Consider the following 20,980-nt stretch of genomic DNA (forward strand, 5'->3'; position numbering starts at 1 on the left):
TCACGCCAGCAACGGGTTGGCGAAGAGCAGCAGAAGCGCGATTACCAGGCAGTATATCGCCGTCGTCTCGATCATGGCGAGACCGACGAAAAGTGTGCGCGAAATCGTGTTGGCCGCCTCCGGCTGGCGCGCTATGGCATCCATCGCGGCAGCGACGGCACGGCCTTCGGCCAGAGCTGGACCAATGGCGCCAAAGGCGACGGCGAAGGCTGCGCAGACAATGCTGGCAAGGGGGAGGTAGTCCATCAGGAATCCTTTGCGGTTGAAGCTGTCGCCGGTGCGGCGTCGGTCTGTTTGGGCGCGCCGTCCTCGACCGTCGCTGCGATGAACACCATCGCGAGAACGGCGAAAATGTAGGCCTGTACCAGCCCGGTCAGCAGATCGAGCGCCATCAGCGGGATGGGCACCAGAAGACCTGCCAATGAGGCGACGATGCCAATAATGAACACGCCGCTCATGACGTTGCCGAAGAGGCGCACGAACATGGAAAAAACACGGGTGATGCTTTCCAGTATGTTCAGAGGGATCATCACGGGGTTGGGTGCGGCGAAGGATTTCAGGTAACCGCCGACACCGCCGCTGCGCACACCAAACCAGATCACCGAGAGAAAGACGAGGATCGCCAGTGCCGCATCGGTTTCGAGCTGCGCTGTTGGCGGATCCAGACCAGGCACCAGAGACGACCAGTTTGCCACGAGAATGAACAGGAACAGCGTGCCGATAAAACTGCGATAAGGGCCGGGGGCTGCACCTGAGGTCTCGTGGATCTGGCCGTCAAGCGTGGCGACAATTAGCTCCAGTGCCGCCTGCCTTCTTGTTGGATTCACCTCAAGCCGTCGGGTGAGCAGGTATGCACCAATGACAAGCACCGCCATGATCACCCAGGTCGTGATGACCGCCTGCGTGATCGGGACAGGGCCGATCTGGAAAAGCGCGACAGAATCGAGCGGGGAGTTCATGCACTGGCCCTCCGGGAATGGCGCAGCATCAGGCCTTTCGCACCAATGACACCGGCCAGTGCTGCCAGCAACGCAAAACCGCCCGCTAGAACGGCCAGGTAGAAACCGGCACACAGCAGCGCCAGACGGCCCAGTGTCAGGATCATAGCAAGGAGGGGATGACCCTGGCTGACAATGAGATTGGCGGTTTCGCGCAAGGCGCGGAAATAGACATAGCCCAGCACGAGTCCGCCCAGAAAACACAAGGCCAGGAGTAAAGGTAGCGGAAAAATAGCAAGCTTGATCATGGTGCGTTCATCCATTTCCATGCGGTCCAGCCACCGAGGCAAAGTCCCAGAATCATGAAGGGAGCGGTCCAAAAGATCCCGCTGCCGAGCTGCGCATCGAGCCAGCGGCCGAGAAACAGGCCCGCAAGGGTCGGGGCCACGAAGATCCAGCCCAGTACGCCGATCTGCGCCAGACGCCGACCGACCGACATATCGCCTTCACGCAGCCACCGGTCGCGCCGGTCGCGCCGCAAACGGGTTTCGCGGATCAGCGGGTCTTCGCCTGGCACTTCAGGTTTCATTGGAATTCACCCGCGTTCGAGCCGGGCCTAAGCCGGCTGATCATCCGACGAATGGCATTCAATTGCAGACGAACTGTCTCGACATGGTCCATTCGCTCCTCATCGGCGTCCGACAGATAGCGGGCCAGGACATCTGTATCGAGCGTGGCGAGATCGTCGCCGGCCACAGCCTCGCGTGTGGCAATCGCAATAGCGACGTCACCGCCGACGGTGATCACACCGCCGCGGACCGCGCAAAACCGTTCGTTTTCGTTCCGGCGCCAACTGACAATTGAGACCGCAAGCGCCGTCAGGAACGGGGCATGGCCGGACATGATGCCAAAACTTCCGCTGGCATCCTCGGCGCGCAGGCTATCGATGTCTTCATCCACCACCACCGACAGCGGTGTCACGATCCTTAATCTCATGTAGCAGCCCCCTCTGTCGGACTGTCTGCGGCCTGTGCATCCGCTTCTTTCTTGCGCGCATCGTCCAGCGTGCCGACCATATAGAGCGAGCTTTCCGACCAATCGTCGGCCTCTCCGTCCAGAATGGCCCGGCAACCCGCCAGGGTATCGGCGAGCTTGACGCTCGCGCCCGGTGTGCCGGTAAAGGCCTCGGTCACCATGAAGGGTTGAGTCAGGAAACGCTGCAGCCGCCGCGCGCGCTTCACGGTCAGCCGGTCGGCGGTGCCCAATTCCTCGACCCCGAGCAGAGAAATGATGTCGGCCAGTTCGCGGAACCGGGCGAGCGCCTGACGGACAGCCTCGGCCGTTCGGTAATGCGCATCACCGACCACCAGTGGATCGAGGAGCATGGAGGACGAAGCCAAGGGGTCTATCGCCGGATAAAACCCTTCCGCCGCTTGCGCACGCGACAGCACGATCACGCAGTCCATATGGCTGGATATCGTGGTGACGGCAGGGTCCGTGAAATCGTCTGCGGGCACATAGACGGCCTGAATCGCGGTTACCTCAGAGCCTGCGACAGAAGCAATGCGCTCTTGCAGCGCGGCAACTTCGGTTGCGAGCGTTGGCTGATAGCCGACGCGCGAGGGGAGGCGCCCCAAAAGGCTCGACACCTCCGCGCCCGCCTGGACAAATCGGAAGACATTATCCATCAGCAGCAGCACGTTCTGATGCCGCTGGTCGCGGAAATATTCCGCGATTGTCAGGGCGGTCAGTGCGGCGCGCCAGCGGGCGCCCGGCGGCTCATTCATCTGGCCGTAGACGAGGACGGTGCGATCCAGCACGCCGGACCCTTGCATTTCGGTCAGCAGCTCGTGTCCCTCGCGCGATCGCTCGCCAATCCCTGCAAAGACCGAGATGCCTTCATATTTCTCAACCATGGCGCCGATCAGCTCCATCACCAGAACCGTCTTGCCGACGCCTGCACCCCCGAACATGGCGGCTTTCCCGCCCTGGGCCATCGGTGTCAGGAGATCGATGACCTTGATGCCGGTTTCGAACACGTCGGTCGTACCGGTCTGGTTCTTCAGAAGGGGCGGAAGCGCATGGATCGAGCGGCGGGGAGTTTTCTCTGGAAGCGCAGGTCCATTGTCTTGGGGATTGCCTACGACATCCAGAAGCCGACCAAGGACCTCCGTTCCAACGGGCACCGAAACAGGTCCGCCGGTTGCGCGAACCGTCACCCCACGGGCAAGCCCTGCTGTGGACTGAAACGCAACCGCGCGCAGGGTTTGCAGATCGAGATGGCTTTGGACTTCGAGAACAAGAGGTGTCGGCCGATCCCATTCCACGATCAATGCAGAATTGATCTGCGGCAGGTCGGCCGCGTCAAAGACGACATCGACCACAGCTCCGCGGACAGCATCGATGATGCCGGTGGGAGGATTGGAGCTATCCCTGTTCAAATCGCGCTTTCGCATTGGTTCTGGAACTTTCGATCGTCCGTCGCTGGCTTGTCCATCAAGTGTATGGGCTAGCATCAGTTGCGCGCACTGATCGGTGTTAGGAGAGCGGGGCGAGTAGCTGAGGGACGAAAAACTTAAGGCAACTAACCCTGATCAGTGCGCGTTTGACCCATTCATTGCAGACTTCGCGTTGTCACCGGCCAGGTGACGGAGTTTTGGGAGCGCCGCTGTGATTGGATATGTCGCGAACATCGAAGAGCTGACCGAAAGAAACACCGACTTTCGCCGTGTTCTCTATTCGGGGTTGAAGCTGCAACTGGTTTTAATGTCGGTTGCGCCGGGCGAAGAGCTCGGCGGAGAGATGCATTCTGATACGGATCAGTTCTTCCGTATTGAACAAGGTGAGGGGCGGATCGTAATCGACGGCGTGACCCACAAAGTCAAACCCGGTGACGGCATCGTGGTCCCGGCAGGCGTGCATCACAATCTGATTTGCACCGGCCATGATGCTCTCAAGATCTACACCATCTACGGCCCTCCGCACCATCGCGATCAACTGGTTCAGAAGACGAAGGCCGAGGCGGATCAATCCGACGAAACATTCGAAGGGCAGGCTACCGAACAAGGGCCAGCCGTCCTGCTCGTCTAGCGTTCTACACGCTCGGAAGCCTCCTGTTGTGCCCCCGGCGCTGGCCGCCGATCCTTGAAAAGGAACTTAGTGATGAAAATCCAAGTCAATACCGACGAAAACATCGAGGGTGGCGAAGAACTGTCCGCTCGTGTTTCGGCCGAGATCCATACCTATCTTGACCGTTTCAGTGACCATATCACCCGTGTTGAAGTCCATCTCAGCGACGAAGACGGCGACAAAACCGGCGGCTCCGACAAGCGTTGTATGATGGAAGCACGCATCGAGGGGCGGCAGCCAGAGGTGGCCAGCGAGCGGGCGGCTACCCTTGAAGGCGCTTATTCAGGCGCTGCTAAGAAGCTGCAGCGGGTTCTTCAGTCCACCCTCGGCAGGCTCCATCATGCCAAAGGCGCGGACACGATCAGAACCGGAAGCCTGTAGGCGCGCGCTGGCACAAGACGCGAAAATCAACACTCAGGAGAAACAGGATCATGGCAGATAAAGAACCCAAGACACCGATCCTAAAGAACGCGTCCAAAGACAAGCGCGACGAGGCAAACCCCGTTGACAAGGTCGCAGACAGTTCATCTCAGCCCGCGCCAGTCGATCGACCTGGCTTTGATCTCGGTGGATCGACTGGCAAGACGAGTGCGGGCACAGGTGTTGGTCTGGGTCCGGACGCGGCCGAAAATCGCCAGGATCGAAGCCTGCCGGGGCGCCGCGGGAAACCTGAATAGGGAAGAACACCGTTCCGACACGGCAGGCAGAGGCAATCAGATTGTTCGGTTAGAATGGTATTGAGGTGGGATCAGTGCATGAACGACCCTTATGAAACTCTCGGCGTCGCCCGAACCGCGACCGATAAGGAAATCAAGGAAGCGTTCAAGAAACTGGCGCGAAAGTCCCATCCCGATCTGCATCCGGGCGACAAGACCGCTGAAGAGACATTCAAGGCCGCCTCCAACGCAAACGATTTCCTCAAGGACAAGGAGCAGCGACGGCGCTTCGATGCAGGCGAAATTGATGCCAGCGGCGTGGAAAGAAAACAGGAAAGATTCTATCGCGATTTTGCCGATGGGCCGTCCTACACATCTCACGCAGCCCAGGATGGCTTCACCAGCAATGAGGACCTTGAAGAGTTTCTCGCGCGGGCATTCAAAAGCGGAACGCAACGGCAGCAGAGTGCATTCCGGGCGCCTGGGCAGGATTTGACCTATGTGTTGCCGGTGGATTTCCTCGATGCCGCCATTGGTGCGACGCGTACCATTACGCTGCCTGAGGGCAAGACGCTCCAGGTGAAGATCCCGGAAGGGGCCGACGACCGGCAGATGCTGCGACTGAAGGGGCAGGGAATGCCCGGCTTTGGCGGTGGGCCTGCAGGAGACGCCTTTGTCGAGCTGCATATCGAGCCGCACCCGTTCTTCCATCGCAAGGATGACAATATTCACATTGAGTTGCCAGTCACCTTGCGGGAGGCCGTGTTGGGCGGGCGTATCGAGGTCCCGACCATTGGTGGCCCTGTATCGATGACTATCCCGAGGGGCGCCAATACCGGCCAGACGCTGCGACTTCGTGACAAGGGCGTTCTCAACCGCAAAACCGGCCAGCGCGGGCACCAGCTCGTTACTTTGAAGGTCGTTCTTCCACAGGGCGAGGAACCGGAACTGTCATCGTTCCTGGAAACCTGGCAGCCAAGAACTCCGGACCTGCCTCGCAAGGAGATGCTAAAATGATGCGCGTCGAGGATATTGTGGAGCGGATAGAAGCGCTTCAGCGGAGCGATCTCGATGCGTGGATCAGCGAGGCGCTGATCTCGCCGCAGGAAGATGCCGGTGTGATCGTCTTTTCGGAGATGGAGTGCGCACGCATTCGGCTGATCTGCACGCTGCGTTACGAGCTTGAGATCGATGCGGACACGCTGCCGACCGTCCTCTCTTTGGTCGATCAACTCTACCAAACTCGCCGGCAATTGTTGCGACTGACGGCTGCCGTGGCCGCACAAGACAAGTCCGTCCAGGCGGCAATTCTTGGTGCAATTGGCTTGAATGATGGGCTGGATGAAGAAACGTCGTCTGGTTCGCTGGCTTGAAGTCGAGGGACATAGTCTCGTGTAGCTAACCCCGATCAGTGCGCACCAAACCGCTTCCTTGCACAATCTTCGTGTTCGCTGGCCATGTCTCGAAGCCCTAGGTGCGCCACGGTGAAAATCTATGCCAATCGTCCGTCGGCAGAGGTCCCCCAAGACAACAAGGAATACAAAATGTCTCATCAAGCAAAAGTTGCCCTCGTCACCGGATCCGCACAAGGGATTGGCCGGGGCATCGCCCTGCGACTGGCCAGTGACGGTTTCGATATCGCACTGGTTGACCTCAAGGCGGACAAGTTGAATGCGGTGGCCAAGGAAATACAGGCGCTCGGCCGCAAGACATCAGTCTTTGCCGCCGATGTCAGTGATCGCGATCAGGTCTACGCCGCCATTGATCACGCCGAGGCGGAGCTTGGCGGCTTCGATGTCATCGTCAACAATGCCGGTATTGCCCAGGTCAAGCCCATCGACGATGTGATGCCCGAAGACGTGGAGAAGATCTTCAAGATCAATATCGATGGCGTGTTGTGGGGAATCCAGGCTGCTGCCAAGAAATTCAAGGCCCGCGCGCAAAAGGGCAAGATCATCAATGCCTCGTCGATTGCCGGCCACGAAGGCTACGCGATGCTCGGTATCTATTCGGCGACGAAATTCGCTGTGAGAGCGCTCACCCAGGCATCCGCAAAGGAATACGCAAGCGCTGGCATTACCGTCAACGCCTATTGCCCCGGCGTGGTTGGCACCGACATGTGGGTCGAGATCGACGAAAAGTTTGCCGAGCTGACCGGCGCGCCGACGGGCGAAACCTACAAGAAGTTCGTCGACGGCATCGCGCTTGGTCGTGCGCAGACGCCTGAAGATGTCGCGGCACTGGTGTCTTTCCTTGCCAGCCCTGACGCCGATTATATCACCGGACAAGCGATCCTATCCGACGGTGGCATGGTCTATCGCTGAATACAGCAATGCTGGAGGTGCCGTCAGCATCGCGCCACGCTGGTTAGCGAGCTGGAATGATTGATCCACCCACGCGTTAGGCGTGTTATAATGCCAAAGTCGAATTGGGCTTATCAGCTTTTCGACGTTTCTGCCGAGTGATGACTTGCTCCGTGAGTCTCCGGCCCCTGGGGGCGCATCATGCCACAGATACCCGCAATTCATTTCGAAGCGGCGAGCACGCTTGCCGTTGTGATGTCCTCCCATGAACCGCTGTTGTTCCTGTCTGACGATCTCAGGGTCATCGCGGTAAGTGCATCCTTCTGCCGGGCATTCGAGATTGACCCAGCCTCCGTCAACGGCAAACGCCTCGGCGAACTTGGGCAGGGGGAGTGGGCGATGGCCAAGCTCGAGTCACTGTTGATGGCGACCGCAACCGGCAGTGCAAGCATCGATGCCTATGAGATCGACCTGAAGCGACCGAACCAGAAAACGCGGCAGTTGGTGGTCAATGCACAGACGCTGGACGATGGCGACCCCGACCATCTTCGCCTGCTTCTGGCCGTTACCGACGTGACCGACATCCGCGCTGAGGCTCGCCTGAAAGACGATCTGGTTCGCGACAAGGGCATCCTTCTCCAGGAAGTCCAGCACAGGGTCGCCAACAGCCTGCAAATCATTGCCAGCGTGCTCATGCAGAGTGCGCGCCGCGTTCAGTCGGAGGAGGTCCGCGGGCATCTCCATGACGCCCGTCACCGCATCATGTCGATTGCAGCCCTGCAGCGACAGCTTTCCACGTCCGCCGGTGGCAGTGTGGAGTTGCGTACCTATTTCACGCAGCTTTGCCAAAGTCTCTGCGCATCGATGATCGCGGACCCAGAAAGGCTGTCGATCCAGGTGAACGTCGATAACAGCTCCGTCCTTGCGGACGTATCTATCAGCCTCGGGCTCATCGTCACGGAACTGGTGATCAATGCTCTCAAACATGCCTTCACAGACGAGCGACCCGGGACGATCGAGATCGACTATCGATCCTCGGGCAAAGACTGGACCCTATCCATCTCCGATAACGGAATTGGAATGCCTGTTGGGGATGATATGCCAAAGGCAGGATTGGGGACCGGCATCGTAGAAGCGCTCGTCAAGAATCTTGAAGGCGAACTAATGTTGAGCGACGCCGACCCAGGTACAGTCGTGACGATCAGTCACAGGGAACCGTTAGGCCTGCGGGCCGATTTTTCGCCGGCGGCACAGGAACAAAATCGCTATCTGAACGCTAGAGATTAAGTGTTTAGGCCAGATCATACATCGAGTGTACAATGAAGAACGGTAGACCCGTCGTCCTGATCGTTGAAGACAGCCCTATGATACGCATGAGCGCTGTCGATCTCGTCCTTTCGGCGGGCTACGAAGCGCTGGAAGCTGGCGACGCCGACGAGGCGATCCGCATCCTGGAAGCACGAGATGATATCGATCTCGTGTTCACGGATGTCCAGATGCCAGGGACGATGGACGGTATCAAACTGTCCCATTACATTCGCGATCGATGGCCAGCCGTGAAGCTGATCGTCGCATCCGGTGCTGCCATTGTCGAAGAAAGCATGCTGCCGGGAGGAAGTCGGTTCTTCCCCAAGCCTTACGACGACCTCACCATCACCGAGGCGATGGCTCATTTGCTTTCGAGCGAAAGACCGCACGATCGCCCGAACTGAAGTCGTCTGACAAAGGAAGATGTGGGCCTTATACGGTCGTCCCCACAAGGGCACCAATACCTGCGGTGAGTGCCATGGCGGCCGCTCCCCAGAATGTGACGCGCGCGGTCGCCTTCAGCATGTTCGCACCGCCCGCTTTGGCGCCGATGGCGCCGAGGAGCGCGAGGAAGAGGAGCGACGCGATCGAGACCGCAGGGACAAGCGTATCTTTTGGCCATACGAACACCAGTGCCAGGGGAAGTGCTGCACCGATGGCAAAGGTCATAGCTGACGTCAGTGCCGCCTCGATCGGGCGGGCGGTCATATGCTCGACAATGCCCAATTCATCGCGGGCATGCGCGTCAAGCGCATTGCCGGCGGTCAGTTGCTCGGCAACCTGTCGGGCAAGGTCGGGGGTAAGACCGCGTGTCACGTAAATCTGGGTTAGTTCCTCCAGCTCAGCTTCCGGCATGGTTTCAAGCTCTCGGCGTTCACGAGCCATGTCGGCCGACTCGGTGTCGGCCTGTGAACTGACGGAGACATATTCGCCGGCGGCCATCGACATTGCGCCAGCAACCATACCGGCAATGGCTGCCACGAGGACATCGGAGGATGCCGCGGAAGCGGAGGCGACCCCGACGATCAGGCTTGCCGTCGAGACGATCCCGTCATTGGCTCCGAGCACTGCAGCCCGCAGCCAGCCGATGCGCGAGACGAGATGACTTTCCGTGTGCAGACGGGACATGGCATGGTTCCATTCAGGGGATTGGCGGTGATTGAGGAGTGTGGAAAGCAATGATGCGGGCTGTCACGGAACATGTCAGGGCGCAAACACGCCGCACCCGGCAGTCTTCTCAGATCCATGATACAGGAACAGGACGGAAAGCCCGAGCTTTTCGGCGAGCGGCAGGCCGCGGGTCTCGCCAAGCACCATCATCGCCGTCGCCCAGGCGTCGGCACTCATGCAGTCACTATCGATGACGGTCACAGAGGCCGGCGACTGGATGAGCGGCATGCCGAGACGCGGGTCCATGGTATGCGACAGGCGCCGGTCGTTGACATCGATCCAGTGCCGGTAATCACCCGATGTGGCGACGGCCGCATCGTGCAACTCAAGGATCGAGTGTGGGGCACGGGCGTCAAAAGCGGGTTCCTCGACGGCAATGGTCCAGGCCCGCCCATCTGGCTGGGTGCCGAGCGCCCGCAGTTCGCCGTCGATGGCAAAGAGGCCTGCGTCGATCCCGTGTGCGCGCGCCACCTCAGTCAGCCGGTCGACACCATAACCCTTGGCAATGCCGTTCAGATCAAAATGCAGGTCAGCATGTTTTCGGCCCCGTCCTCCGGCACTGTCTAGTTCCAGCCCTTCATGGGCGGCGAGCCGTACCATGACACGGGCGGCCTTGATCCGCTGCTGATCGGCAACATCGGCTCCGAAGCCCCATGCGATAACGGCATCGCCTATACCGATATCGAAGGCGCCACCCGAGGCGTGGCCGATAGCGAGACCCGCGGACAAAACAGTGAGCAACCGCTCCGGCAGCGTGATCCATTCGCCCGGACGTGCAGCGTTCAGGCGGTTGAGATCACTGGCCGGTTTCCAGGTGGACATTTGCCCATCGACCTCGTCCACGGCGGCAGCCATGGCCGTCTGCACGGGTGCGATGTCAAAGTCAGCCGGCATGTGGAAGAGTGCTGACCAGCGCGTGCCCATGGTCTCACCGTTCAGAGCGTGACGCGTCAGTTCAGTAAACGTCTTCGGCATAACGGCCCTCTGCTTTCAAAGTGGCAAGGGTCATACCTTGCGGGGCGAGACTATCGGCAAGGGCGGCGGCAACCCCTGAAGCCATCTCCCGTCCACCGCAGACGAGAACCTGCCCGCCGGCGGCGATCAGCTTGCCGAGCCTTGCCGCGTCCTTGCGCACGATATCCTGCACATAGGCAGGCGTCGCTGTCCGCGAATAGGCCATCGAAACCGAGGCGAGGCGGCCGTCGTCCTTCCAGCCGGCAAGCTCTTCTGCGTAAAGTGCATCGCTGGCGGGGTGACGGGCGCCGAAGTAAAGATGCATAGGCTGTTTCGCCTGATTGGCCCGCGCGAAGCCTGCCAATGGGCCGATCCCGGTGCCAGCTCCTATGAGGATGACCGGCTTGCGACCCCGCACTGGGCGGAAAGCCGGGTTCGATCGGACGAAGGCGGTCATCGTGTCGCCCGGCTCCAGAGCGGTCAGTTGTCCGGAACAGAGGCCGCCGGCCTGCTTGCGCACGCAGATTTCGATAAAGCCGTCCCTGGTGCCTGATGCCAGTGAGTAGAGGCGCGGCAGGTCGGAGCCTTGCGGCATGACGCCGATCAGGTCTCCAGCCTCAAAATGCGGTAGCCCTTGACCCGTCAGTCGTTGCCAGAGAGACGTTTTTGGCAGGGCAAAGCGCAGGATCGAGGTCAGCGCCTGCACGTCGGCACCGTAGTCGCGGCGCGATATCAGCGCGAATTGCAAGGTCTTTTGCGCCACCGGTTGATGGTTCAGCTCGAAATCGAGGTCGAGCGCATGCGCAAGATTGCGTCCCCATCGGGCGAAATCCTGGGGTGACTGGCGATCCACCGTGTCAAACGGGAGAAGCTGCGACCAGCCCTTTTCGTCAGCGGTCCGCGCGACCTCTGCCGCAAAGCCACAGAAGGCCGGGAAGCTGCGATCACCAAAGCCGAGGACGGCAAGTGACAGGCCGGGTTTTGCCGGAGATCCTTTGAAGTCGCGGAGAAAACCACTTGCCGATGCGGGTGCCGCGCCATCACCATAGGTCGCGGCAAGAAGGATGATCCGCGTTGCCTTCGGCCACAAGCTAGCATCGAATCCCGCCATCGATCCGACATGCACTCGAAGTCCTTGTGCTGACAGGGCGGTCTGAAGTGTGGCTGCAAAGCCGTTCGTCGTCCCGCCCTCGCTGGCGACGAGGAGAATAGTGTCAGCGTTGCCGGCGGGCACGGATGTGGCCTTGCCCGAGCGCCGGCCGGCAAGCCAGACCAAGAGGCCGCTCCAGCCAAGCACCGGCACACCAAGCGCCGACAAGCCCAGCAGCAGGCCAAGCCAGGCCATGCCTTGGCCGGTATGCAGCATCGTGACGAGATGGGAGACGCTGTCGATCCAGCCTGCATCAGTCCAGCCGAGAAGCGCGCCTGTCCCTTGGTCGAGATAGCCTTCGCCGGAAGCCGTCTTCAGGGTGAAGACATCGGTCGCATCGCCCATCGCCGGGAAACTCAAGGAACGCAGTTCATCCATGGGGATGGCTTGGAGTGTGGGGACTGCGGAAAGGACTAGGCCTGTCTGTCCGCTCACCTGTGCTGGAAAGACGGGCGCTGAAGCGCCTGCCGGCAGAAGGCCGAAGGTCGTCGCGGTCATCCACAGTGCCGTCAGCGAAGAGAGGAAAAGACCGGGCAGTGCAAGACGTGAGACGACCGCGTGAAGCTTCCCCTTGCCAGTGCCGCGCATCGGCTTGAAGAAGAACCGCCATCCGCCAGCGCGCCGTGCCAGCAGGAAAAGACCGGATATGGACAGTGCAAGCATTGCGGCGGCCCCACCTGCTGTAATCAGGCGCCCTGTGTCGTCCAGCATCAGCGATCGATGGAAATTGGTCATCCAGCGTTGGAGAGGCGACGTGTCAGCGCTGCCGGCAGGCTTTCCCGTTGCGGGATCGATGACCGAAGAGGCAGGCTGGTCACCCTCGAAGTAGTAGGCGGTGATGCGACCCGATGGAGACCGTCTGATCTGCTCCACCGTAGGTTCCGCAGACTGAACGCGGGCCGCGAGATCCGCAACGCTGATCGCCTGCGAAGCAGGCCGGGTCAGTGCCTCGGCTGCTGGAAAGATCGACAGGACCATGCCGCTCAGCGCGACCGCGATCAGAAGCACGGCGGCAATCAGTCCAAACCAACGGTGGAGTGATCGGATCATGACACGCGTCCTTCTTGATCAGCGGGCGTAGGTGAAGTCGGCGATGTAACGGGTGCCGCTCACAGGCTTTCCGGCGCCATCCGATGTCAGCGGCACGACAATCTCGTTCGGGGCGTCGCGCATGTCTTCGACGGCGGAATCGACGTGCAACTGGTAACCGGCATCGAACAGCGTATCGGCGAGATCCAACGTGATGCTCAGCGACCGCCCTGCACCGACACTGGCGCCGGTAATGCCGTTGATCTCCGCCGTGTTTCCAGCCGTCGCCCGGGTCCAGCCGCTCAGATGCTGGTAGTACTTTGCCTTTCCGCCCGCCATCCAAAGGCTGCCGGCATATTTGCCACTGGCATCGGTGACGTAATAGGCGAGGTAGGCGCCAGGGCCGCCGTAATCACGCATTGTGGTGGTGAATGTCACCTGGCCGGCACTGGCAATGCCGGGAAGGGTGAGGGCCGTGGTGACGGCGAGTATGGCAAGAAAGGACTTCATTTCGTTCTCCTTCGCAGGGCGGACAGGGTCAGTTCATCTGGACGGTTGGCTTGGAACCTGGCGCAAACAGGCCGTTGGCCGGCGGGGTCGCGCTCTGCGGCTGCTGCATGGCGCCGCCGTTGGCACCACAGTCGTCATCATCATCGTCACCGCCGCAGTCGTCCGATGCCTCGCGCTGATCGTCATCGTCGTCGCCATCGTCGTCGATCAGGGTGATTGCGGATTTTACATTCCGCTCGAAAGCGTCGAACGGCATTGCCATGCTGCCGAATGCGACCAGAATGGCGGTGCCCGCGCAGGCGGCCAAAAGTAGATTACGGTATGTCATCAAGGATCTCCTGGGTGGGTTGAGATAGGGGTTGAGCTTTTGGAGTGAGGCGCAGGCGCGATCAGCGCTCTTAGTCCTCATGTTCGATTTCGATGATCTCGAGGGTGGCGGGATCAATTTTCGCCTCGAAGCGCTGGCCCTGCCTGTCCGTGCCGTAGACTTCGTAGCAGCCATCGTCGATCTTGATGCGCTTCAGCCTCCAGGCGCGATCCTCAGCCATGGCGCGCACGGCTTCGCGTGGCTGCCACGTGGCAATCGCACTGTCGCAATCGTCCCTTGCCTGAGTGGACGTGGCGGCCATCAAGGCTAGAGCAACTGTGGGCAGGAGGACGGTTTTCATCATCTGTTCCTCGGTTCGTTGGAACGATGAATGGTCCCGCAATCTGACTGGCACCTTACAAAGGGTGAGAGATTGCTTCAGCTTCCCGTAAGCTGGCGGGCGCACAGCGGGATTGAGCCAGGAGGAATAGATGCGAGTACTGCTTATCGAAGACGATACGGCGCTGGGTGCCGCGATCCGTGACCAGATCGCTGCTGATGGCCATTCTGTCGATTGGGTGGTCAGGCTGGACCGGGCGGCAGACGCGCTTTTCTCAGCCGCCTATGATCTGCTCCTCCTGGATCTGATGTTGCCTGACGGCCTGGGCGTTCCCTTTCTCAAAGCACTCCGTGGCCGTGGCGATGTCACGCCCGTGATGATCCTCACAGCGCTCGACCAGGTTTCCGACCGGATTGCCGGGCTCAACGCTGGTGCTGACGACTACATGGTGAAGCCCTTCGATCTCGCCGAGCTTTCGGCGCGTATCGGCTCGGTCGCTCGTCGTTACACGGGTAACCCCAATCCCATCGTCACGCTCGGCCCGCTTTCAATCGATCTTGCTGCGCGAAGTGTGGCCCTTAGCGGCAAGTCGGTCATTCTGACCGCGCGCGAATGGGTTCTGTTCGAAGCCTTCCTGCAGCGTCCCGGGCAACTCTTTTCCAAGGCGCAGCTTGAGGAACGGCTCTATTCTTTCGACACGGAGATCGACAGCAATGCGATCGAGGTTCATGTCAGCCGGCTGCGCAAGAAGCTCGGCGCCCATGTGATCGAGACCGAACGCGGTCTCGGCTACCGGTTGGCGCGTGCATGAGCACCGGCACTTCACTTCAAAGGCGCCTGGCGATTGCGGTCGGTCTTTCGGTCACGCTGCTGTGGTTGGCCGCAGCGGCAGTAACGGCACATCGTCTCGACGGTGAGATGCGGCAAGTCTTCGACGACGGGTTGAAGGCGACTGCCCAGCGCATCCTTCCCATTGCCCGCCACGATATACGGGAAGACCACAGCAACGGCGTTTCCGTTGAGCATGATGACGACGAAGAGGGAGAGCAGGACGACGATCGGACGGGCCCCGACCGCGAGGCGCGATACGGCGAGGATGTCACCTTTGTCGTGCGTGATGGCAATGGACGTATCCTGCTCGCATCACGCGGTGCCGATGCCGCAATTTTTCCTCCCTTTGTCAGGCAGGGTTTTGTCAGAACTGAAACGCACCAGCTCTACTATGACATGGACCCTTCCAGGAGCCTGACGATTGCTGTTGCCGAACCACTTGACCGTCGCCTGGAGCTGTCGCGCCAGATGCTGCTGGGCCTCATAACGCCCTTGATCGTGGTTGTCCCGCTCAGCTTGCTGGCGATCGTTCTGGTGGTGCGCCGTTCCCTGCGTCCGATACGAGGGCTCAAAGAGGAACTTGCCCATCGTGGCGCACGGGACTTGTCGCCCTTGCCAGCCACCAATTTGCCGAGCGAGCTTCGCCCGATTTCCGCCGGCATCAACCAGTTGCTGGACAGGCTAAAGGCAGCGTTCAATGCCGAGCGTGCCTTCGCTGCCAATGCGGCGCATGAGTTGCGCACGCCCGTGGCTGGCGCCATCGCCCAGGCGCAGCGTATTCGCTCCGAAACCAAGGAAGAGCAGACCGGCCAGCGGGCAACCGAGATCGAGATGACGCTGAAGCGGCTCATGCGTATGTCGGAGAAACTGATGCAGCTTGCTCGCGCTGAAGGCGGGCGCCTGCAAAGCGACGAGCCATCCGACCTCAGACCGGTCCTGGAGATGATCGCTCAAGATTTCAGTCGCGCCGGAGAGGGGCGGATCGTCCTTACCCTTCCGCCGGATCCAGTGCTGTCCAAGCTGGACCCCGACGCTGTCGGCATCTTGTTTCGCAATCTGATCGAAAATGCGCTCAAGCACGGCGCACAGGATGGTCTGGTCGAAGCGGTTCTGAAAGCAGATGGATCGCTGTGCGTCGCCAATGATGGCCCGGTCCTGCCGATCGAAACCATGGAGCGACTGATGCAGCGTTTCGAGCGGGGAGATGCAAAGATCGGTGGCAGCGGTCTCGGACTTTCCATCATCAGGGCCATCGCTGACCGCACCGGCATGACCTTGAAAGTGATCTCACCGAGGCCGATCAAGGATGAAGGGGTCGAGGTTCAGGTAAAGCTGCCGCTCGCTTGAGTGTCTTGCTTTTGCGAAGTGTCGGAAACTTCAGCCGGGAAGACGACGTTTGGATCAAGGTCAAATTTGCCGGTGGCAAAGAACGGTAAGGTGCAATTGCAGCTCCGGAGGAAGTCGCGCCACCCTTGGGCCAAAATGGGACCCTGTCACTAGGTGTTTGGATGTCCGCTTTCAGTCTTCTGCACGCCAACATCGGACTGTCGCCTCCCGGCCCCATTCCGGAAATGATCTCCGCTGTGGCATGCTGCCGGTTTTTCGGACACCTAGTTAAGCTAATCCCACCTTGGTTTCAAAGTCATTGGGGCTGAGATAGCCCAGTGTCGAGTGGCGACGCTTCGGATTGTAGAAGCGCTCTATGTAATCGAACACAGCCGCTCAGGCTTGCCTTGATTGAGGGATACGCAGACAGGCCGTGAAGGCTTCTGCGGCTTGTTCGAATTCCAGGGCTCCGCCGTGGGCCCTCGCCACCTGGTCGACGATCGCCAATCCGAGGCCCGTGCCTTCTCCGCCGCGGGCAACATCACCTCGGGCAAACGGGCGAATGAGGTTTCGTGCTTCTCCAAGTGAAATGCCAGGCCCCGAATCCCGCACCTCGATCAGCAGGTCTCCGCCATCAGTCCGCGCGCTTACGCTGATCGGGGCTTTTCCGTATCGGATCGCATTGGTCAGAAGGTTCTCAACAGCTCTGAGAAGGGCTGCTTCCCGAACCCAGGCCAGGTCATTGGTCGGCGCGTCGAGTGCTATGGTGTCTGGTCGATCGCTCGCCTCGATTGCCTGCTGGAGAAGCGGTCGCAATGGAACTGCCCGCGTCTCTTCCACCTCAAACCCACGGGCGAAGTCGAGGAATTGACGCAGCATGGTCTCAATCCGGATCACGTTGCGCTCCGCACCAGCAACGAGATCGGGATCAGAATTCTTCATCATCGCAAGAGACAGGCGCAGCTTGGTCAGTGGCGTTCGCAAATCGTGACTGACCCCAGCCAGCAACAGCGCGCGGTCAGCCTCTGCCGTTTGTAACCGATGCGACATATCTTTAAGTGCGCCGGAGACCGCAGCGATTTCCCGCGGACTATGGATGGCGTTCTCATAAGTATAGGATGGCCCGGACATAACACCGACCGCATCCTCCAAATGCTTCAGCGGTCGAGCGATCTTTCGTTGCAGCGTGATCCCACCGGCTAGAGAAGCAAGCAATGCGACGGCGGATGCCATGAGCACACCAACCACGGGATCGGTCGCCGGCAATGTCCTGACGGTCAACCAATAGGGTTGATCCGCCGTGAGGAGCCGCACCCAGACCCGTCCCTCACCATCTATTAGGACATCGGGGCCCGTAATCCCGTACTGCTCAGACAGAATTTGCAGGAAGTATTCTTTGAACCAACTGCGCGGTCCGCCTGCCTCGTCGGGCGCAGCGTCGGTCAAAAGCATGCCGCGCTCATCGTCCGCACTGAGCGCCTCGGTGAAGAGGATCTGCTGGAACGGATCCATCTGTGTCAATGAAAGTTGGAGATTTCGGATCGTCTGTGCCGTGTCTGCTGCCGAGCGTTCGATCTGGGGCCGTATCACGTATCCGGCGATCAGAAGGAGTGACACCAGAAGTGCGCCGAGGATGGTCGCGGCAAGGACCGCGATGTTCTGCTTCAGGAGTGAGTCAAGCACCGTCGGACACCAACACGTAGCCCACACCCCAGACCGTCTTGATCAATTCGGGCGCATCGGCCCGGTCGCCGATCGCGCGCCTTAGTCGCGCGACGTGGACATCCACCGCGCGGTCAGTGACCTCCGCGTCGCGTCCTAGAGCGCGTTCGATCAACTGGGCCCGGCTCAGCGGGCGTCCGCGGCTCTGTAACAGAGCCTCCAGCAGAGCGAATTCACGGCTGGAAAGCTTCAGCGACGCGCCGTCACGTTTCACCGTTCGGGTCGAGAGATTGATCTCCAGGGAACCGATCGTCATGACCTCATCTGCGGCCACAGCCCGCATGCCCCGCGTGCGGCGGAGCACGGCTGCAAGACGTGCCACCAGTTCGCGCGGTTCAAACGGTTTGGGCAGGTAGTCGTCGGCGCCGGTTTCGAGGCCGACAATCCGATCGATCGGATCCCCCCGTGCTGTGAGCATCACGATAGGCGTCAGATCGCCGGCTGCTCGAAGCCGCCTGCAGATGGCAAGCCCGTCTTCGCCTGGCATCATGAGGTCGAGGACGATGACATCCGCAGGGTTCCGCGACAGCTCCCTGTCAAGCGCGCTACCGCCTTCGACAGCGCGGGTCTCGAAGCCATGCTCCGTCAGGAACCGGCGCAGCAGCGCACGGAGTTCAGCGTCGTCGTCCACGACGATCACTCTGTCTGATTTGCCGTTCATGGCACTGATCGTGTCACGTATCCGAGACGTAACGCAAGATTGAGTTATGTCAAAACATGACGGACGGGGTCCTTTGAAACACCTTGTCACATCTCGCCCAAAATCCGTAACGCCTGTGACATTCAGCTCCTGCAAACGGCTGATCACGAGACGAAAAAGTTGCATCGTCGGAGATGGAGCAAAAACTATGCTGAAGAAGATTTTCGTGATTTTAGCCTTGGTGATGGGCGGGGCAACGGTCGCCTCGGCGTCAACCGTTGCTGTATCGACGGCAAACGTCAATCTGCGCGCCGGACCGGCAACAAGCTATCCGGTGGTGACAGTATTGCCCCAGGGCGCGCGCATCGTCACCCATGGTTGCGTTGCTGATTATGCGTGGTGCGATGTTGCATTCGGCCAGTATCGGGGCTGGGTGTCTGCAAGCTATATTCAGGTGGTCTACAAAGGCGGCCCCGTCGTCTTATCCGCCGCAGTCGCTCCCACCGTCGGTGTGACCGTGGTGACCTATGACCGCACCTACTGGAACACCCATTACGTGGCGCAGCCGTGGTACCGGTCCTGGACATCCTACTACCGTCCCTATGCTCCCGTCGCACCACGGGTTGAGACCTATGGTCGAAGCGCGACATGCGTTGATGGCAACTGCACGGGGACACGCACGGCGACGGGAATTTATGGTGGAACGACGAGCCAGACCCGTAATTGCTCAGGTGGTGAATGCAGCGCGACCCGTGAGACCACCGGACGCTTCGGCAATTCCGCTTCCCGCGTCCGCACCTGCAGCGCCAATGACCGCAGTTGCAACATGACGCGCACTGGCCCGGCCGGTGGTACTGCGACCGGAACCCGCACCTTCAGCCGCTGAGGCGTCACTCGCCTCCATCACCGGGGCATCTGCGGGACAGCCCGTCGGCGGAGAGAGAACACCTTGGTCGGAACGACGGTCATGGCCCTCACTCTGTCCGTCGGAATGAGCGCGCCAGACACGACAAACTGCAATTCATCTGAAGAGGAGAAATAGGGACATGAAACCTAATGTATTGGCACTGCTGGCTTGTGCCGCTTGCGTTGCCCTGCCGCTGTCTGGCGTTCAGGCCCAGACAATGTCTGATGCCGACAGACAAAAACTGGCTGAAAACTATCTCCAGGCAGATGCAGATGGCGACAAGGCTCTGACTCGCTCGGAGTTTCACACTCTTCTTTCGCTCAATGCACAAGACAACCTGGGTAGGGCAGGCCAGGTCGTGAAGTTTGGTCGCCAGGACATGGCCTTCAACCGGATCGACGCTGATCGGAACGGCCTTGTGACACAGCAAGAATTGCAAGCGCTGGCGCGATGAAGCCCGCTGGTACTCCCTTGGAAGACACGACTGTCTCCGACACCTTGCCACTGCTCGACAACGGCAAGGATTGGTCTTCGTCGAAGATCACCCAGCGGAAGAAGACGAGTTGGCCATTGAAGGCCCTCATCGCTGTATCGCTTCTCCTGATCGGTGGCGTCATCGGTCTCTATTTTCAAGGGCCCGCCATACGCGCCGTCTTCGACTGGACGAAGCTCGAGCCCGGTGCTGGTGCCCGTCGACCCATCGCTTTGCCCGTCGAACGCGTCCCGTCGCCCGATCGGGTCGCGGCGATGGCGACCGGTGACGTTGTCTCTCTCGGTCGTCTTCAGCCGGCCGGAGGGATCGTCTATGTGGCACTTCCGCAAGGGGCCGGCGACGCGCGCATCGACCGTATTCTGGTCGATGACGGCGATGTCGTGGCCAAAGGCGAGGTATTGGCCGAGCTCGACAGTCTCGTGCTGTATGAATCCGCTCTGACCAGCGCGGAAAGCACACTTGCGATCCGGCGTGCAGCACTTTCCCAGGTGAAGGTTCAGGTCGCGGCGGCTGAAGCCGAGCTTCGTGCGCAGATTAGGGGAGCAGAGGCTTCGCTTGCGAGGTCCGAGCGCGAATTGGCCCGCGTGACGTCCCTGTTGGGCACAGGCGTCTCGACCCAGGCGACGCTCGAGGAGGCAGAACGGGCCGCCGACACAGCCCGCGCCGATCTCGACCGACTGCGGGCGTCGATGACCCGTTATGAGTTCGGACCGGACGACCAGCAGGTCGATATCGCCGTGGCGACCGCGGATCTCGCTGCGGCAGAAGCCGCCGTTGAACAGGCGCGCCGCGACCTCGACAGGGCCCGGGTGCTGGCGCCGCAGGATGGGGCCATTATCGAGGTGTCGGCGCGCGCCGGAGAACGGCCGCCTGCAGACGGGCTTTTGCGGATGGGCGACACGGCGCGAATGGAGGCTGAACTCGAAGTGTTCCAGACCATGGTTCCCAGGGTTGCGGTCGGTCAGTCCGTGTCGCTCGTCTCCGGCGTGCTTGGCGACGAACAATTGACAGGAACGGTCTCGCGCATCGGCACGCTGGTCGGGCGGCAGAGCGTAACAGCGGACGATCCGGCCGCGAACACCGATGCGCGCGTGCTTCTGGTCACGGTCTCACTCGATGAGGCTTCAAGTCTCCGTGCGGCATCCTATGTCAACCTTGAGGTCGTTGCTCGGATTGCTGTCGCCTCGGACACGCCTGACGAGGGAAGCGGACAATGACCGGCTTCCTCTCACGCCTTCTTGGTCGGCTCCCCATCGGGTATCTTCAG

At 60.4% G+C, this 20,980-nt stretch carries 26 protein-coding genes and 1 pseudogene; 12 read left to right on the plus strand and 15 right to left on the minus strand.

The genetic code is table 11. The features are described from left to right. Genes SJY08_RS21165 through atpD form a run of 6 tightly spaced genes read right to left on the minus strand, consistent with a single transcriptional unit; the run spans position 1 to position 3,394 of the window. A complete protein-coding gene (locus tag SJY08_RS21165; RefSeq protein WP_377278095.1) occupies positions 1-246 on the minus strand; it encodes a F0F1 ATP synthase subunit C in 246 nt (81 codons plus the stop codon). Beyond that, positions 246-959 carry a F0F1 ATP synthase subunit A gene (locus SJY08_RS21170; RefSeq protein WP_377278097.1) on the minus strand — a complete coding sequence of 238 codons (714 nt, stop codon included), beginning with the start codon at positions 957-959 and terminating at the stop codon, positions 246-248. Before SJY08_RS21170 ends, SJY08_RS21165 begins: the two co-directional genes overlap by 1 nt. Further along, on the minus strand, positions 956-1,261 hold the full coding sequence (locus SJY08_RS21175; RefSeq protein ID WP_377278099.1) for an ATP synthase subunit I: 306 nt from the start codon (positions 1,259-1,261) through the stop codon (positions 956-958). Before SJY08_RS21175 ends, SJY08_RS21170 begins: the two co-directional genes overlap by 4 nt. Then, complete coding sequence (locus tag SJY08_RS21180) at positions 1,243-1,527, minus strand: AtpZ/AtpI family protein (protein ID WP_377278101.1); 285 nt, start codon at positions 1,525-1,527, stop codon at positions 1,243-1,245. The genes SJY08_RS21175 and SJY08_RS21180 overlap by 19 nt, the downstream gene beginning before the upstream one ends. Beyond that, on the minus strand, positions 1,524-1,934 hold the full coding sequence (locus tag SJY08_RS21185; RefSeq protein ID WP_377278103.1) for a F0F1 ATP synthase subunit epsilon: 411 nt from the start codon (positions 1,932-1,934) through the stop codon (positions 1,524-1,526). Before SJY08_RS21185 ends, SJY08_RS21180 begins: the two co-directional genes overlap by 4 nt. Then, on the minus strand, positions 1,931-3,394 hold the full coding sequence (gene atpD / locus SJY08_RS21190; RefSeq protein ID WP_377278105.1) for a F0F1 ATP synthase subunit beta: 1,464 nt from the start codon (positions 3,392-3,394) through the stop codon (positions 1,931-1,933). The genes SJY08_RS21185 and atpD overlap by 4 nt, the downstream gene beginning before the upstream one ends. 214 nt (positions 3,395-3,608) lie before the next feature. Between atpD and SJY08_RS21195 the strand changes: the two genes are divergently transcribed. The 7 genes from SJY08_RS21195 (at position 3,609) to SJY08_RS21225 (ending at position 8,738) form a co-directional block, all read left to right on the plus strand. Further along, on the plus strand, positions 3,609-4,028 hold the full coding sequence (locus SJY08_RS21195) for a cupin domain-containing protein (protein WP_377278107.1): 420 nt from the start codon (positions 3,609-3,611) through the stop codon (positions 4,026-4,028). Between the two features lie 72 nt (positions 4,029-4,100). Then, the gene (locus SJY08_RS21200) at positions 4,101-4,448 is read left to right on the plus strand and encodes an HPF/RaiA family ribosome-associated protein (RefSeq protein WP_377278109.1); all 348 of its coding nucleotides are present in this window, start codon (positions 4,101-4,103) and stop codon (positions 4,446-4,448) included. Positions 4,449-4,822: 374 nt separating this feature from the next. Next, entirely contained in the window at positions 4,823-5,740 is a 918-nt protein-coding gene (locus SJY08_RS21205; RefSeq protein WP_377278111.1) for a DnaJ C-terminal domain-containing protein, read from the plus strand. Then, a complete protein-coding gene (locus SJY08_RS21210) occupies positions 5,737-6,096 on the plus strand; it encodes a hypothetical protein (protein ID WP_377278113.1) in 360 nt (119 codons plus the stop codon). Before SJY08_RS21205 ends, SJY08_RS21210 begins: the two co-directional genes overlap by 4 nt. A gap of 171 nt (positions 6,097-6,267) precedes the next feature. Further along, the gene (locus SJY08_RS21215; protein ID WP_377278115.1) at positions 6,268-7,047 is read left to right on the plus strand and encodes an acetoin reductase; all 780 of its coding nucleotides are present in this window, start codon (positions 6,268-6,270) and stop codon (positions 7,045-7,047) included. Positions 7,048-7,227: 180 nt separating this feature from the next. Continuing rightward, the gene (locus SJY08_RS21220) at positions 7,228-8,313 is read left to right on the plus strand and encodes a sensor histidine kinase (protein WP_377278117.1); all 1,086 of its coding nucleotides are present in this window, start codon (positions 7,228-7,230) and stop codon (positions 8,311-8,313) included. A 32-nt stretch (positions 8,314-8,345) separates the two neighbouring features. Further along, positions 8,346-8,738 carry a response regulator gene (locus SJY08_RS21225; protein WP_377278119.1) on the plus strand — a complete coding sequence of 131 codons (393 nt, stop codon included), beginning with the start codon at positions 8,346-8,348 and terminating at the stop codon, positions 8,736-8,738. A 28-nt stretch (positions 8,739-8,766) separates the two neighbouring features. On the opposite strand, the gene SJY08_RS21230 is transcribed toward SJY08_RS21225, so the two are convergent. From SJY08_RS21230 to SJY08_RS21255, 6 genes are all read right to left on the minus strand, one after another. Next, a complete protein-coding gene (locus SJY08_RS21230; RefSeq protein WP_377278121.1) occupies positions 8,767-9,462 on the minus strand; it encodes a VIT family protein in 696 nt (231 codons plus the stop codon). A 75-nt stretch (positions 9,463-9,537) separates the two neighbouring features. Next, the gene (locus SJY08_RS21235) at positions 9,538-10,479 is read right to left on the minus strand and encodes an FAD:protein FMN transferase (RefSeq protein WP_377278123.1); all 942 of its coding nucleotides are present in this window, start codon (positions 10,477-10,479) and stop codon (positions 9,538-9,540) included. After that, complete coding sequence (locus SJY08_RS21240) at positions 10,460-12,658, minus strand: PepSY domain-containing protein (RefSeq protein ID WP_377278125.1); 2,199 nt, start codon at positions 12,656-12,658, stop codon at positions 10,460-10,462. The genes SJY08_RS21235 and SJY08_RS21240 overlap by 20 nt, the downstream gene beginning before the upstream one ends. Positions 12,659-12,676: 18 nt before the next feature. Continuing rightward, entirely contained in the window at positions 12,677-13,147 is a 471-nt protein-coding gene (locus SJY08_RS21245; RefSeq protein ID WP_377278127.1) for a DUF2271 domain-containing protein, read from the minus strand. A gap of 28 nt (positions 13,148-13,175) precedes the next feature. Next, a complete protein-coding gene (locus SJY08_RS21250) occupies positions 13,176-13,475 on the minus strand; it encodes a hypothetical protein (RefSeq protein ID WP_377278129.1) in 300 nt (99 codons plus the stop codon). 70 nt (positions 13,476-13,545) lie between these two features. Next, entirely contained in the window at positions 13,546-13,818 is a 273-nt protein-coding gene (locus SJY08_RS21255; RefSeq protein ID WP_377278131.1) for a PepSY domain-containing protein, read from the minus strand. 127 nt (positions 13,819-13,945) lie between these two features. Between SJY08_RS21255 and SJY08_RS21260 the strand changes: the two genes are divergently transcribed. Then, entirely contained in the window at positions 13,946-14,605 is a 660-nt protein-coding gene (locus tag SJY08_RS21260; RefSeq protein ID WP_377278133.1) for a response regulator, read from the plus strand. Then, positions 14,602-15,972, plus strand: coding sequence for a sensor histidine kinase (locus tag SJY08_RS21265; RefSeq protein WP_377278135.1), 1,371 nt, complete (start codon positions 14,602-14,604; stop codon positions 15,970-15,972). The genes SJY08_RS21260 and SJY08_RS21265 overlap by 4 nt, the downstream gene beginning before the upstream one ends. A 267-nt stretch (positions 15,973-16,239) precedes the next feature. Here SJY08_RS21265 and SJY08_RS21270 read toward each other — a convergent pair. The 3 genes and pseudogenes from SJY08_RS21270 to SJY08_RS21280 all read right to left on the minus strand — a co-directional run. Further along, a pseudogene (locus SJY08_RS21270) lies at positions 16,240-16,347 on the minus strand (IS3 family transposase); the annotation flags it as partial. Next, positions 16,348-17,568, minus strand: a complete 1,221-nt coding sequence (locus SJY08_RS21275) for an ATP-binding protein (protein WP_377278137.1) — start codon at positions 17,566-17,568, stop codon at positions 16,348-16,350. It abuts the pseudogene before it with no gap. A 58-nt stretch (positions 17,569-17,626) separates the two neighbouring features. Then, on the minus strand, positions 17,627-18,334 hold the full coding sequence (locus SJY08_RS21280; RefSeq protein WP_377278139.1) for a response regulator: 708 nt from the start codon (positions 18,332-18,334) through the stop codon (positions 17,627-17,629). Between the two features lie 205 nt (positions 18,335-18,539). Between SJY08_RS21280 and SJY08_RS21285 the strand changes: the two genes are divergently transcribed. The 3 genes from SJY08_RS21285 to SJY08_RS21295 all read left to right on the plus strand — a co-directional run bounded on the left by SJY08_RS21285 (position 18,540) and on the right by SJY08_RS21295 (position 20,930). Further along, complete coding sequence (locus SJY08_RS21285; RefSeq protein WP_377278141.1) at positions 18,540-19,199, plus strand: SH3 domain-containing protein; 660 nt, start codon at positions 18,540-18,542, stop codon at positions 19,197-19,199. Between the two features lie 160 nt (positions 19,200-19,359). Next, positions 19,360-19,674, plus strand: coding sequence for a hypothetical protein (locus tag SJY08_RS21290; RefSeq protein ID WP_377278143.1), 315 nt, complete (start codon positions 19,360-19,362; stop codon positions 19,672-19,674). A gap of 17 nt (positions 19,675-19,691) precedes the next feature. Further along, entirely contained in the window at positions 19,692-20,930 is a 1,239-nt protein-coding gene (locus tag SJY08_RS21295) for an efflux RND transporter periplasmic adaptor subunit (RefSeq protein ID WP_377278145.1), read from the plus strand. Positions 20,931-20,980 lie beyond the last annotated feature (50 nt).

Origin of the sequence: Rhizobium sp. R86522 (assembly GCF_042466255.1) — a bacterium.
Lineage (GTDB): Bacteria > Pseudomonadota > Alphaproteobacteria > Rhizobiales > Rhizobiaceae > Allorhizobium.